At 68.2% G+C, this 12,382-nt stretch carries 16 protein-coding genes; 7 read left to right on the top strand and 9 right to left on the bottom strand.

Going from position 1 to position 12,382, the window contains the following annotated elements; genetic code table 11:
• Nucleotides 1-140: 140 nt before the first annotated feature.
• Nucleotides 141-569, top strand: a complete 429-nt coding sequence (locus AB0C84_RS02270; RefSeq protein WP_361060307.1) for a DUF4240 domain-containing protein — start codon at nucleotides 141-143, stop codon at nucleotides 567-569.
• A gap of 157 nt (nucleotides 570-726) precedes the next feature.
• Nucleotides 727-1,305: a dihydrofolate reductase family protein gene (locus AB0C84_RS02275; RefSeq protein ID WP_361060309.1), complete on the top strand. Its 579-nt coding sequence runs from the start codon at nucleotides 727-729 to the stop codon at nucleotides 1,303-1,305.
• Here AB0C84_RS02275 and AB0C84_RS02280 read toward each other — a convergent pair.
• The 3 genes from AB0C84_RS02280 to AB0C84_RS02290 form a co-directional block, all read right to left on the bottom strand.
• Nucleotides 1,287-1,997, bottom strand: a complete 711-nt coding sequence (locus AB0C84_RS02280) for a helix-turn-helix domain-containing protein (RefSeq protein ID WP_361060311.1) — start codon at nucleotides 1,995-1,997, stop codon at nucleotides 1,287-1,289. The two genes, AB0C84_RS02275 and AB0C84_RS02280, sit on opposite strands and share 19 nt — an antisense overlap.
• 360 nt (nucleotides 1,998-2,357) lie before the next feature.
• Complete coding sequence (locus AB0C84_RS02285; RefSeq protein ID WP_361060313.1) at nucleotides 2,358-2,669, bottom strand: hypothetical protein; 312 nt, start codon at nucleotides 2,667-2,669, stop codon at nucleotides 2,358-2,360.
• A 339-nt stretch (nucleotides 2,670-3,008) separates the two neighbouring features.
• Nucleotides 3,009-4,343, bottom strand: coding sequence for an aspartyl protease family protein (locus tag AB0C84_RS02290; RefSeq protein WP_361060315.1), 1,335 nt, complete (start codon nucleotides 4,341-4,343; stop codon nucleotides 3,009-3,011).
• A gap of 414 nt (nucleotides 4,344-4,757) precedes the next feature.
• On the opposite strand from AB0C84_RS02290, the gene AB0C84_RS02295 reads away from it, so the two are divergent.
• Both AB0C84_RS02295 and AB0C84_RS02300 read left to right on the top strand, forming a co-directional pair.
• Complete coding sequence (locus AB0C84_RS02295) at nucleotides 4,758-5,351, top strand: pyridoxamine 5'-phosphate oxidase family protein (protein WP_361060317.1); 594 nt, start codon at nucleotides 4,758-4,760, stop codon at nucleotides 5,349-5,351.
• A gap of 254 nt (nucleotides 5,352-5,605) precedes the next feature.
• Nucleotides 5,606-6,178 (top strand): hypothetical protein, encoded by a 573-nt coding sequence (locus AB0C84_RS02300; protein ID WP_361060319.1) that lies wholly within the window; start codon nucleotides 5,606-5,608, stop codon nucleotides 6,176-6,178.
• Nucleotides 6,179-6,264: 86 nt separating this feature from the next.
• Here the strand turns inward: AB0C84_RS02300 and AB0C84_RS02305 are convergent, their stop codons facing one another.
• Together AB0C84_RS02305 and AB0C84_RS02310 are read right to left on the bottom strand one after the other, a co-directional pair.
• Nucleotides 6,265-6,585, bottom strand: coding sequence for a hypothetical protein (locus AB0C84_RS02305; RefSeq protein WP_361060321.1), 321 nt, complete (start codon nucleotides 6,583-6,585; stop codon nucleotides 6,265-6,267).
• 252 nt (nucleotides 6,586-6,837) lie between these two features.
• Nucleotides 6,838-7,527 carry a methyltransferase domain-containing protein gene (locus tag AB0C84_RS02310; protein WP_361060323.1) on the bottom strand — a complete coding sequence of 230 codons (690 nt, stop codon included), beginning with the start codon at nucleotides 7,525-7,527 and terminating at the stop codon, nucleotides 6,838-6,840.
• A gap of 28 nt (nucleotides 7,528-7,555) precedes the next feature.
• On the opposite strand from AB0C84_RS02310, the gene AB0C84_RS02315 reads away from it, so the two are divergent.
• Entirely contained in the window at nucleotides 7,556-7,945 is a 390-nt protein-coding gene (locus AB0C84_RS02315) for a MerR family transcriptional regulator (RefSeq protein WP_361060325.1), read from the top strand.
• Between the two features lie 350 nt (nucleotides 7,946-8,295).
• Here AB0C84_RS02315 and AB0C84_RS02320 read toward each other — a convergent pair whose 3' ends face one another.
• Nucleotides 8,296-8,847 (bottom strand): hypothetical protein, encoded by a 552-nt coding sequence (locus AB0C84_RS02320; protein WP_361060327.1) that lies wholly within the window; start codon nucleotides 8,845-8,847, stop codon nucleotides 8,296-8,298.
• 473 nt (nucleotides 8,848-9,320) lie between these two features.
• Here AB0C84_RS02320 and AB0C84_RS02325 point away from each other — a divergent pair, with 473 nt between their 5' ends.
• Nucleotides 9,321-9,827 carry a transcriptional regulator gene (locus AB0C84_RS02325; protein ID WP_361060329.1) on the top strand — a complete coding sequence of 169 codons (507 nt, stop codon included), beginning with the start codon at nucleotides 9,321-9,323 and terminating at the stop codon, nucleotides 9,825-9,827.
• Nucleotides 9,828-9,944: 117 nt separating this feature from the next.
• On the opposite strand, the gene AB0C84_RS02330 is transcribed toward AB0C84_RS02325, so the two are convergent.
• A complete protein-coding gene (locus AB0C84_RS02330) occupies nucleotides 9,945-10,403 on the bottom strand; it encodes an NUDIX domain-containing protein (protein ID WP_361060331.1) in 459 nt (152 codons plus the stop codon).
• Nucleotides 10,404-10,614: 211 nt separating this feature from the next.
• Here AB0C84_RS02330 and AB0C84_RS02335 point away from each other — a divergent pair, with 211 nt between their 5' ends.
• On the top strand, nucleotides 10,615-11,529 hold the full coding sequence (locus AB0C84_RS02335) for a Rieske (2Fe-2S) protein (protein WP_361060333.1): 915 nt from the start codon (nucleotides 10,615-10,617) through the stop codon (nucleotides 11,527-11,529).
• Between the two features lie 15 nt (nucleotides 11,530-11,544).
• Here AB0C84_RS02335 and AB0C84_RS02340 read toward each other — a convergent pair whose 3' ends face one another.
• A complete protein-coding gene (locus tag AB0C84_RS02340; RefSeq protein WP_361060335.1) occupies nucleotides 11,545-11,889 on the bottom strand; it encodes a VOC family protein in 345 nt (114 codons plus the stop codon).
• A gap of 87 nt (nucleotides 11,890-11,976) precedes the next feature.
• Nucleotides 11,977-12,333 (bottom strand): MerR family transcriptional regulator, encoded by a 357-nt coding sequence (locus AB0C84_RS02345; RefSeq protein ID WP_361060337.1) that lies wholly within the window; start codon nucleotides 12,331-12,333, stop codon nucleotides 11,977-11,979.
• Nucleotides 12,334-12,382 lie beyond the last annotated feature (49 nt).

Below are 12,382 nucleotides of genomic sequence, written 5' to 3' on the forward strand. Positions count from 1 at the left end.
CCCCGGCTGATACCAAGCGAAGCCTGGTCATCATGAAGCGCCAAGCACACACGACGTGACGCCATGCCGCGACCGGTAGGAGCCTTAGGAGGCAGGGCGCTCGCGGACGTTTGTCAGGTGCATGCGGCATGCTCTGCCTCATGGACGAGGACAGCTTCTGGCAGCTCATCGAAGCCTGCAGACCAGAAGTGCCTGATCCGGATGCCGAGCATCTTGCGGCCACGCTGACGACACGCCTCGCTGCCGGCCCCGTGGCTGCCGTCATCGGGTTCGCCGAGAACCTGTCGTGGGCGCTGTACCGTCTGGATCGCAGAGAGTACGGCCAGGACCTATCGGGCGACGCCTTCCTCTACACGCGCGCTGCCGTCGTTGCCGCCGGTCGCGAAGCCTACGAAAGAGTCCTCGAAGATCCGGCGGAGTTCGTCCCCTATGCCGCCGACCTGATATGGGCGGAGAGCCTGCTCTACGTTCCTGACCGCGCCTATGCGCACCTCACAGGCGAGGAGTGGGACCGCAGCACCCGCTACTCGTACGAGTCCTACTCGAATACCGCCGGTTGGGCCGGTTGACAGCCAGTGGTCGTGGCGCCGAGGACGTGTCGCAAACGAGCCGGTCGGAGCGGTCGCGCGCGTCGATGAACCCGCTGTCGTTTCCGTCCAAGACGGCCGCCGCAGTCGCGATCTAGCGTGGACCGTGCAGTTGGCCCGAACCTGAGGAGACAAGACAATGCGTGACCTGGTCTACACCGGTTTCATGTCGCTCGACGGTGTCGTGGACTCGCCTGGCGGCGGGCCGGGGGAGGAGCACCGCAGCGGCGGCTGGGTGTTCAAGGATCTCGAGTTCGTCCCGGAAGCCTGGTCGCTGAAGGGTGAGGAGCTCGCCGACACGACGGCGCTGATGTTCGGCCGCCGCAGCTACGAGGCGTTCGCGAAGGTCTGGCCCGGTTCGGAGGACCACGCCGACTACAAGGAACTGCCCAAGTACGTGGTGTCGACGACGCTGTCCGATGACGCTCTCGTCGACGGGTGGGGGCCGACGACGATCCTGCGCTCGACCGAGGACGTCGCCGCGCTCAAGGAGGGCGAGGGCGGCGCGATCTTCATCCACGGGAGCGCGGAGCTGGCACGGCGGCTGTCGGAGGCGGGCCTGATCGACCAGTACAACCTGCTCGTCTTCCCCGTCCTGCTCGGTGCCGGGAAGAGCCTGTTCGACCGGGCCGACCGCGAAAAGCAGATGCTGACGCTGCGGGAGTCGGAGAGCTACTCGAACGGGATCCTGAAGCTCGTCTACGACGTCAGGCGCTGATCCAGGTCGAGGGCGATCGCGCCGCCGGCGCCCTCGCGCAACTGCCCGGCGGTGCGTCCGACGTAGGAGCGCAGCGCCCGGGCCAGGTGCGACTCGTCGAAGTAGTCGAGCTTGGTGACGACGTCGGCGGCCGGTTCGCCGATCGCGAGCAGCTCCGCCGCCTTGCGGGCGCGCTCGATCTGCCGGACGCCGCCGCGCGTCAGCCCGGTCACGGTGCGGAACCGGCGTTCGATCGTGCGCCCTGAGACGGCCGGGCGGTGACCCCGCAGGACGTCGGTGACGAGCGGGTCGCGGACAACGATGCCGGTCCGGACGAGACGCTCGACGAGGCTCTCGGCGTCGTCGGGGCCGGGCTTCTCCCAGCGTTCGCCGTCCAGCCGGAACGTCCGGTGCGTGGTGTCGGGGAGCTCGATGCCGCCGTTGACCAGCGCCGCCGTGGGCACGGCCCGCAACGAGGTGCCCACGGCGAAATCGATGCCTGTGAAGGTCGCACCTTCTGGCACGGGCACTGTGCCGGTCCGGGTTTCGGGACCGGTGATTCCCGCGTACGTCCGGCCGTCCTGCTCCCAGAACACCAGGCCCCAGCGCACCCCTGCGACGGACGTCATCGCCGTGACCTGCTCGTTCGTGCAGGTCCACACGGTGTCGACCCACGGCGAGTCGGACCGGCGCGTCTCGAAGCGCAGTTCCACGGGCGCAGGATAGCCGCGTTGGAGAGCCGTGACGGTGCAGGGCGCTGACGCGTTGGGAAGGCCACGCCGACCTGGCGGCGGCACGGCGCCGACGACGGCCTCGCCCCGATCACGGTCCAACCTCGGATGGCAGAAGCGCGGAGGGCTTCAACGTCCCAGGTCAGGGCCAAAGTGGCGCAACACAATCTCCAGGGAGGGACACGCCACGAGCGTGTGTGCGGAAGGCGGGCGAGCGCGGACGGTCTCTTTCGACCTGGCGCATGAACGCGCAGGTTCTTCCGCAAACCAGGAGGGCGTGATGTCCGAAAGTCAAGCAGAGTCCGAGAGGCGACTGAAGCTCCTCGCCGAGAGCGACCGGATCTACACGGCTTCTTTGGACCGACCGATCAGCTCCGCCATGCGGATGAGACGGCGAACGTGATGTGCCCCGTCGCCACGCAAGCGGGGAAGGACCTTTTGGAGGTCGCAAGCGCAAGCCTGGAGGATGCGGGCCCGCTTCACGTCGAGCACCCCACGTCCCTGCACATAGGACGAGATGCAGCCAGCCATCGCGCCATCAATCTCGACCACATCGCCGTCACTGTCATCTGCCCTGTAGAGCTCTTCAGGCCAGGATGCGCTGAGGTGTTCGGCCCACAGCGCAGTGACCTCGTCAAGGACTGCCTCGTTCATTCGGCTGACGCTACGCGTGGGCAGGAGGCGTCAGACGAAGCCGGCAACGCGGTTCGACCCCTGTCACCCGCTTCACGCAGAAGGCCCAGGCCAGGAGGCATAAGTCCATGAGCCCGGGCCCTCCTTGTTCCTGCCCGTCAGCCCCGGCCCGCGTGCGCCGCCCTCGTCCTCCTCATCGGCCTGGACGAGGACGGCGAGTCCTTTTCGCGATGACACGTTCAGCGCAGTAGGACGTTCACGTCTGACGCGAGGCCCGCCGATCCTTGCAGCACAGCGCCATGAAGCCGGGAAGGTCCCCCATCACTCCGGCAGTTCTCATGGCTCTCGCACCGGCAGTGATCAGGTGGCCTTGCCGCGGGCGATGTAGAGGTTCATGTTGGTGAAGTCGACGGTGATGTTGTAGGGCTTGAAGAAACAGTGAGAGAAGTGGCCGATCGCGTCGAATCCCGGCCCGTAGGGCCAGGGCACGTTGACCGGCATGTTCGGATCCATCTCGCAATAGACGTCGTTGGCGACGGCGTCGCCGAGGCGGATCTCCTTGGGGTAGCAGGGGTAGGTGACGGTGGGATGGCTGTGGGCGGCAGTCTCGAAGGGGCGGTCGTAGTCGGTGCGGACGCCCAACTGCTTGGCCACCTCCCCGGACATGCCCGCGGTGGCCTCGCCGCTGATTCCGCCGAAGTTCACGCCCATCACCCGTAGGCCGGAGCCGGCGATGCTGCCCGTGCTGCTGAGATCGTGGTCGCGGGACAGCCACAATGGCAATGGTTTGGCGCCCGCCCGTGCGGCGTCGGCGCGTACCTTCCTGGCCGCTTGGGGAGTCGGGCGGCGCAGGATCAGCGACCGGCCCGCGTAGTCGAAGGTGGTCAGCAGGTGGTAGAAGACCCACGTGCCGATCATGCCGTCGTTCTCGGTGTCGACGTCTTCGCCCGTCTCCGTCGCCGACCAGCCCACGGGGACGTTGCGGAGTTCGAGGCCGCCCAGATTGAAGGACTCCAACACCCCGTAGTACACCCATATGGTGAGGCCTTCGAATTCGGACTTCTCCTTGTAGACGGGGCTCAGCCCGGCTTCCTTGGCCGCCGACGCGGTCAAGCTCAGGTTCGGGGCGCCGGTGTAGAACGTGAAGCGCTTCGGCGGTCCGCCGTTGACCGAGGCCTCCACCACCGGTGACGGATCCGTCTGCTTCCATGGCACACGGCCGATGTCGCCGTGAATCTGGTTCGCCTCGCCGCGGATTGCCGCGAACCATTGGGCGTAGCCTTCCTCGCCGGCCGCCTTCCAGCGTGGTGCGGCGAGAGCGAATTTGTTCTGCCGGATGTAGCAGTCGCCCAAGAACTGGTTGGTCTCCTTGTCGTCGGGCGCCAGCTCAAGGGCCATGTTGAGGTATTTCTCAGCCTCGGGGAACTTGTTGCCCAGTAGCCCGACGTAGCCGCGCTGGCGGGCCGCGCGCAGGTTCGTGGGGTCCTTCTTCAGGATCTCCTCATACGCGCGTCCGGCCTGCTCGAACTTCCCCGCCTTGAACAACGCGTCCGCGTCACCGCCGTCGGCTCGTGCCGCGGCCGCCCCGCCCAGCAGCGGCGCGGCCGCGGCGGCACCGGCCACCGCGGCGGCACCGGCCACCGCGGCGGCGCCCCGGATCAGCGAGCGCCGGTCCAGTTCTCCGTTATCGGCCACAGCCTTCTCCCCTGCCCTGATCGTCTTCTGCCGGGGACCATGCCCGCGGCGCGGACCGCTGTGGTCCGTGCCGCCACTGAAGACCGAAGCGGGTTGCGGGGGCGTATGCGATTCCCGATACGCCCGCGATACACCGGGACACGGATCCCGGCTGGTGCGGATCTTGCTCGTGTGACCCGTAGCGGAGCGCTCCACATCCCAGATCTACGATCGCCACAACGCAGCTGAGGAGCAGCGGAAAGTCAGCCGTTGCCGTACTTCATTGGACAAGGCCTGTCCGACTGGGTCGGCTCGCCGAGCGGGGCCCGCTGCATCGCGACGGCTGGTGGTTCGGGCCCACTTGCGTTCGCCGCACAGCAACAGGCAAACCGGACCGCCCGGTAGGAGATTTCGCCTCGCCGTCATACTCGGTCTATGGGAAAGAGCTACGAGCGGATAGACGGCAGGCTGCGTACCTTCATCGAGGCGCAGCACATCTTCTTCACCGCGACGGCGCCGCTGGACGGCGACGGCACCGTCAACCTTTCGCCCAAGGGGCTCAACGGCTCGTTCGCCGTGCTCGACGAGCTCACCGTCGCCTACCTCGATTTCGCCGGCAGCAATGCCGAGACCATCGCCCATCTGCGCGAGAATGGCCGCATCACGCTGATGTGGTGCGCCTTCGACGGTCCGCCCAACATCGTGCGCGTGCACGGCCGCGGAGAGCCGGTCTTCCGCGACGACGCGCGCTGGAGCGAACTGATGGGCCATTTCCCCGACATCGACCCGACCCTGCACGGCCTGCGAGCGATCATTGTGGTGACCGCCGAGAAGATCCGCGACACCTGCGGGTACGCCGTCCCGTTCATGACCTACGAAGAGGACCGTCCGCTGCACGCATCGCGCTTCGCGCGCGAGACCGACGAGTCGCTCGACGCGTACTTCCAGAAGAAGGAGCACGTCGCGGCCAGCATCGACGGCCTACCAGGGCTGCCGCTACCGCTGCCGCCACTTCCCCCGGCCGTGTAGATCCCAGCCGGTGATTGCGGACGGTCGTGATGAGGAGACGGACCGTTCGGTACCGGCCGGCCGATCGAGTGCGGGCCAGGCGATCAAGCGGTTTGAACGGCTGGCGATCCAGCGGCCCAAGCGTGTGCCCGCGCTGAGCTCATCCAGTGATCTGGACGTGCAGGGCGCGTTTCCTGTCGCAGGAGTCACAAAGGCATGCGAGCAGGTAACTGGATTGTCGAAAGGCGATCTATCACTGCTGGAGGTGGGGAATCGTGACCGAGGACGAGGTGAAGTCGCTGACCGCTTTGTGGCGCACGCGATGGGGTGGCGCGCCGATCGGTTGCGCACTGAGCGCACGGCATCCCGATCGCTGGGTGCGGTTTCACAGTCTGCCCGACTCCAAGCGGTATGCCGAGACGGAGCGGGAGTACGAGGTGATCCTTGATCGTCATCACCGCGTCCTCGCCGAGCTCGGGGCGGACGAGGGCCTCTATGTGATCGCCGGATACTTCGCGGACGCACCCGTCCAGGCTCCTGCCGCCCCGCGGACTCACGCCGGTGCGGTTCCATGGCTGACGATCGATCCCGGTGAACACCCGGAGGTCGAGATACCGCTGACGCTGCGGGTCAGTACGGCTCCCCTTCGCCGCGCGACGCTGGATCCGCTCCTGCGGTGCGTGGCCGACGACGAGCTCGGCCATGTGATCATCAGCCCGCTGGATCTCAGGTGGCTCTATCACCCTTATGACGGGGGAGCCGATGTGATCGCTCCGAGCGTTCGGGAGCGTGACGGCCTGAAGAACCGCCATGCGGACTGGCTGCCCACGCCTCCGTCGCGATTGTAGGAACGCGTCCACTCCAGTGTGAACTCGGTCGGAGGGTGGGTGTTCCGGCGGGAGGGTCCGCCGGAACACCCGGGTGCTGCTGCGGCTCAGGACGTCAGCCCTGTGACCGTGAGGAGCGCCGCCGCTGCGACGAACACGACGAACGCGAGCTTGTTCACGCGGGCCACGACCGGGGCCCACTTCGACTCCTTGAGGGCCTCGGTGAGGGACGCGCTGAACTGGTTGAAGATCGAGCCCGCCAGGTACCCCACCGCGGTGAGGACGGCCATGGAGATGGTGATCTCCCCGACCCACGAGATGAGGGCCAGGAACACCACGATGATGGCGGCGCGTGCCGACCTCTGCCTGTCCGTCAGCCGTGCGTAGGCGAAGGCGAGCAGGCCGAAAACGCCAATTGTGAGAAGCATTTCGCTCCCCTTTCGGTTGTGGTGACGCCCTAGGGCGTTCTTCTTCGAGGCACGCCTCTAAGACGTGCTCCGAAGAGGACCGTCGTGGATTCGCCGCCAACGGCAAGTGGGATGTTCGAATCCGCAGGTGAGCCCCCCAGCGAGTCGCGTGCATGCCGGGGTGAAAGAGGTGCGGCTCCTCCCGGAGGGAACCGGAGGGAAGGAGCTGCTGTTGCGGGCTGACGCTGACGGCGGCGGTCGGTGAGCCGGGGTTCAGGTGGTGCGGGTGCCTGAGGCGATGAAGAACGGGATGGCGAGGAACAGGCGGTCGTCGCGTGCCCTGGCGACCTGGTCGTCGAACCAGGTGCCTTCTCCTCCGATGCCGGCGAGGAGCGGCAGGCATGCGGCGTCCGTCCACACGAGAGTGTGGACGTCGACGGTGACGTCGGTGAACCCGTTGTCCAGCAGGAGATTCCGGTAGCGGCGGGCGACCCGCGGGTGGGGCAGGGCGTCCGCGCGGGCGTGGACGAGGGAGCGTGTGAGTTCGGGATCGTCGGAGTCGATGACGAACGTGTCCCAGTCCTGGCCGATGAGCACCGCCCGGCCGTGGGTGGCCAGGACCCGCCGGGCCTCGGCGACGGCCTGCTCGGGTTCGGCGAGGGCGTGCAGGACCTTGTCGGCGCGGTAGCCGGTGACGGAGCCGTCGGCGAGGGGCAGCGCGGTGGCGTCGGCGACGTGGAACTCGCTCGCGGGCCAGCGTCCGGCGGCGACCTCGATCATGTCGGGGTCCAGGTCGACGCCGATGGACCGCGCCCCTCGCGCGGCCAGCTCGCCGACGGCGCGGCCGCTCCCGCAGCCGACGTCGACCACCGTGTCGCCCAGCGCTTGGTAAGTGTGTTCTCGCAGGTGGCGGGCTTGGGGCAGGTCGTCGAAGGCGTCGAGGACGGTGAGCAGCTTGGACATGGCCGCCATTGTGCGACTTAATGTCGACATGAAGTCAATCGGCGAAGTGGCGGCGCAGTTCGGGCTGCCGACGCACGTGCTGCGCTACTGGGAGGCGGAGGGGCTGCTGGCACCGGCCCGCGCCGGCGACCGGCGCCGCTACGGCGACGCCGACGTGCACCGGGTGGCGGCGATCCTGATCTCGAAGAAGGCGGGCTTCGGACTCGCCGACATCCGGACGATGCTGGACGCCCGGTCCAGGCCGGCCCGCCGCGAGGTGACGGCCCGCCATCGCGAGATGCTGCTGGCGCGGATCGCCCGGGCGCAGGCCGCACTCGACATGATCGAGGGCGAATGCCCGCACGACGACATCATGACCTGCCCGCGGTTCCAGGGGCTTCTGGCCGATCGACTGCGGTCGTCGGACGCGCCGGCATAGTCGGCCGCAAGCGTCCGCGCGAATGACCCGTGACGCCGTTCGCGCGATGGTCTGGGCCACCCGAGGTGCACGAGCACATCGTCCTGCCCCCGCGCGTCGCAGGGCCCGGAGCCTGCGGCGGAACAGCAGAAAGCTCCTGGTGGCCCGGGTGTGCGCACACCCCGGCCGACCAGGAGCTTCCTGTGATCACTCTGTGCGGGCCGTGTTCGGCCTGTGAATCAGCCCGCGTGATCTGCGTTCGTCACCATGGCGCCGGCTCCGTCGCCTGGGTCGGCCCCGGTGCGGTGGCTTCCCAATGCCGGCGAATGGAGCGGCGGCTCACGGTGAGGTCTCGCTTCGGTCCGGCAGGCTCAGCCGCCGACCTTCCACTTGTAGGCGCCGTTCTTGTAGCCGCGCAGGATGACGTACGGCTTGTAGGTGTGGCGGTTCCCCGTGTAGTAGAACGCGCCCTGGGCGTAGGACGTCACGTAGGCCCAGTTGCTGGGGTGGGTGACCGTCTTGAGCTTCCAGCCCTTCCACACCCACTTGTACTTGTTGTAGGTGTAGGCCTTGAAGCCGGCCCGGTAGGAGCGGACGGAGTAGCCGTTGTAGCAGAAGTAGAGGCGGTTGGTGACCGCGATGATCCACTTGCCGTTGGAGGCCTTCCGGCCGCGGGTGTACTGGATGGTGCGGCAGTACGTGGCCGCCTGGACCGAGGCCTTCTCCTTGGAGGTCAGCGGCTGGCCCATGCGCTCCGCCTCGGAGATGAGCTGCTTCTTGGAGAGCGCCTCCTGGCTGGTGGTGGTCACCTCCTTGCCGAGCTTGTCGGCCGGCTTGGTCTGCGCCTGCGCGGCCGGACCCGCCGCGAGGACACCGGCGGCCAGGGCGCCGGAGAGGACGGTCACGATGGCGACACGCCGCATGTATTCCTCCATGCTTGGAAATGGGGGGAGCGTGCAAGGTACCGCAGCGAGAGGCTGCCGGGTGCCGTTGCACCTTTCTCGCCTTATGTGATGCTTGTGACGCTGGATTGGTTCCGCGCCGAGCGTAACCAATCCTGGCAGTTTCGCGCCGACGCCATGGCGCCGGCGGTCCGGGCGGGGATGCGGGGTCGCCGCCGGTCCCCGTCCCCCTGCGCGACCGCGGTCCGGCCCCTCGGACCGAGCCCGAAATGTCGACTTCTGAATCGCCGCGCTCGTCGGTCCCGGCAGGTGGTGCCCGGGGTCCGAGGCGGCGTGGGCGTGCCGCTCCGGTGATGGAGGCTCCCCCGAAGCGCATGCGTGGCGGCGAGCGGCTGCCTGTCCGGTGCCGCCTGTGAAACGGTAACGATTATCCGGCGCTCGGTGCCGGTCGCCCGGGTCCCCTGGGCCAGTAACTGAAACACCGTGAGGTCGACATGTCTACGGATTACATAGTTGCCGCCCTGACCTTCGTGGTCGTGCTGGTTTCCATGCTCGTCACGCACAACGTCGCCGACCACTGGGTCCAGACCCAAGCCCAGTCCAGGGACAAGGGACTGCACGGCGCCCACATGTGGAAGGGGCGCCTGGCATGCCTGCGGCACGTCGCGTCGTACACCGCCTGCACGGCGCTGATCGTCGCCGTGATGTGGGCGCTCTTCGAGTTACGGGTCTCGCTGTTCAGCTTCGTCCTCGGACAGCTGATCTCGGCGGTCACCCACTTCTGGGCCGACCGCCGGACCACCCTGCAACGCCTGGCCGAACTCGTCGACAGGTTGCAGGGGCTCAAGGGTGAGGCCGTCGGGTCCTTCTACCAGCTCGGCGTTCCGCGCGCCGGGAAGGACGACAACCCCTCGCTGGGGACGGGGGCGTACGCCCTCGACCAGGCGTGGCACTGGTGGTGGATCTTCATCGCCTCCGTCGTGACGGCGGTCGCGGCGTGAAGACCTCGCCACCCGGCGGAGCCGGCCATCGGCGACGCCTCCGCACTGGCCCTCGTACCCGCGGTGCGAGGGCCGTTCCTTTCCCTGAGGACACTCCCCAGCGCTGGGCGGCGGTGGTCACCGCCGGTCGTGGGTCGCGGTGGCCCATCGGGGGTCGATGCGGCCCAGCCAGGCGTCTTGATCATCTGCCAGGGGGCGTGTGAGCGGCAGCGGCAGGAAACGACAGGCGAAGGCCAGGCCGGCGTCGTCTCCATCGCCGCATACCTCGTGGTTCCACGCGTCCGCGGTGGTGGCGGGCACGTGGAGATGGAAATAGGTGGTCCTGCGCGGCCGGCCGGTGTCGGGATGGGGCTTGTCGTCCATGCCGAGTCGCCCGACCACCGAGGCGGTGCGCAGGCCGGTCTCTTCGAGGACCTCCCGCAAGACGGCCCGTTCGGGCGTCTCCCCAGGCTGGACGCCGCCGGCCGGAACCTGGGTGCCGGCCTGAGGCAGGCCGACGTGGTCGAAGACAAGGAGCTCGGGGCCAGGACGGTGCCTGATCACATAGGCGGCGACGCGGATTCTGGGTCGGGTCACCCGAGCATTGTGCGTTCGTGAGCCCGTGAGCGTTGCTCGATTTTTGACAGCCGCCTGGATCTGGCCGGACGGCGGTGGACGGCCGGGATCGCACCGCCCTCGCCACCCTCGGGAGGGTGGTTGGTGGCGGGGTGTCGCAGTGGGGGCGGTTTCAGGGGGTGTTCGGGGGATAGGGGAGCGAACGTGTAGTCGTGCCTTGGGGGAGGGTGTTATGAGCATGCCGCACAGGGCGGTCCATCGGCTGGAGAACGCGGAGGCCCTGGACAAGGTCGCCGAACCGCTCAGTTCCGTGGTGCAACGGGCGGTCAGGCCGCGCCTCGTCCGCGATCTGCTCAGCGGGACCAAACTGGGGCACCCGCTGCATCCGGTGCTCACCGACGTGGCGATCGGCGCGTGGAGCATGGCCGGGCTGGTGGACGTCGCCGGGGGACCCGAGGCGGAACCGGTCGCCGACCTGCTGACCGCGGCCGGAGTGGCCGCCGCCGTGCCGACGGCCCTGAGCGGGTTCAACGACTGGGCCGACACGCTGGGAGCCGAGCGCCGGGTGGGGCTCGTCCACGCGGGCGTCAACACGGCGGCCCTCGCGCTCTACGCGGCGTCCCTCGGAGTGCGTTCCGGCAAGGCCAAGGCCCTCCGGTTCGCCGGCTTCGCGGCGATGGGGATCAGCGCCTACCTCGGCGGACACCTGACCTTCACCAGGGGCGTCAACGTCAACCGCACCGCGTGGCAGCAGGGGCCGGAAGAGTGGACTCCGGTACTGGCGGCGTCCGAACTCGCCGAGGGCGAGCACCGCACAGCGGACGCGGACGGCGTGCGGGTCCTGCTCTACCGGACGTCCACGAAGCTGCACGCCATCGCCGCGACCTGCACCCACCTGGGCGGCCCCCTGGGCGAGGGGACGATCGAGGACGGTTGCGTCACCTGCCCATGGCATGGCAGTACGTTCCGCCTCGACGACGGCGGCATCGAGCGCGGCCCGGCCAGCGCGCCGCAACCGTCCTACGAGGCGCGGATCCAGAACGGACGCATCGAGGTTCGAGTCCCCCCACCGGGCACCCAGTCCGACATGGCCAATGAGGGCGCCCACCGAATGGGACGCCACCTCACTCGAACTCCGGCCGAATAAGGCGGCCGTTTCCGCCTACTCCGTGGGGGCCTCGGCCAGGGAGAGGCTGTTGCCGTCGGGGTCCAGGACGGCGACGTGACGGACACCGTTGCTGTAGGTCTCCACGGGTTCGTGCGCGATGCCGTGGGCGGCGAGGCGGGCCAGGATGTCGTCGAGGTCGGTCACGCCGAGCGTCACCATGGCCTGGCCCACGCGGTCGGCGCGCACGTCACGATGGTCGACGACCACCCACGCGTTCTCGCCGACCTGCCACAGATGCTCCTCGCCGATGACCTCGTCCGCCGGGCGCCCGAAGAACACCTCGAACCACGCCAGAGCCTTGGCCTGGTCGTTCACCGGCATGATGCTGTACAGGTCCACGCAACTCACTCCACTCGGTCGCTTGAGAAGGTGGACCGCCCGTGTGGTCAGGAGTCATCGGAGATGGCTCAGATCTTGGACGGGCGGCTACTCGGGTGCCGACCGTCGGCCGAGGAATCCGGTGAGGGTGTCGTGGTTGCGCTGGAGGCCCTCGATGCGTGCGTTGAGCGCCGTGAGCTCGCGGTCGAGGAGGTCGCGGATGCCGGCGCACCAGTCGAAGTCCGGCTGGTCGCTGCGGGTGCAGGGGAGCACCTGCCGGATCACCTCGGACGTCAGGCCCGCGTCCAGCAGCACGCGGATCTTCCGCACGGTGAGCACTGAATCGTCGCCGTAGCGGCGGTAGCCGTTCGAGCCGCGCTCGGCCTGGAGCAGGCCCTGCTCCTCGTAGTACCGCAGAAGCCGCGGGCTGACACCCGTACGGCGGGACAACTCCCCGATCAGCATGTCACCGTCCTGGATTGACCTTCTCACCAGTGTGAATGCCTAACGTCGT

Origin of the sequence: Actinomadura sp. NPDC048955, from assembly GCF_040649435.1 — a bacterium.
In the GTDB taxonomy this organism is placed as follows: Bacteria; Actinomycetota; Actinomycetes; order Streptosporangiales; family Streptosporangiaceae; genus Spirillospora; species Spirillospora luteofluorescens.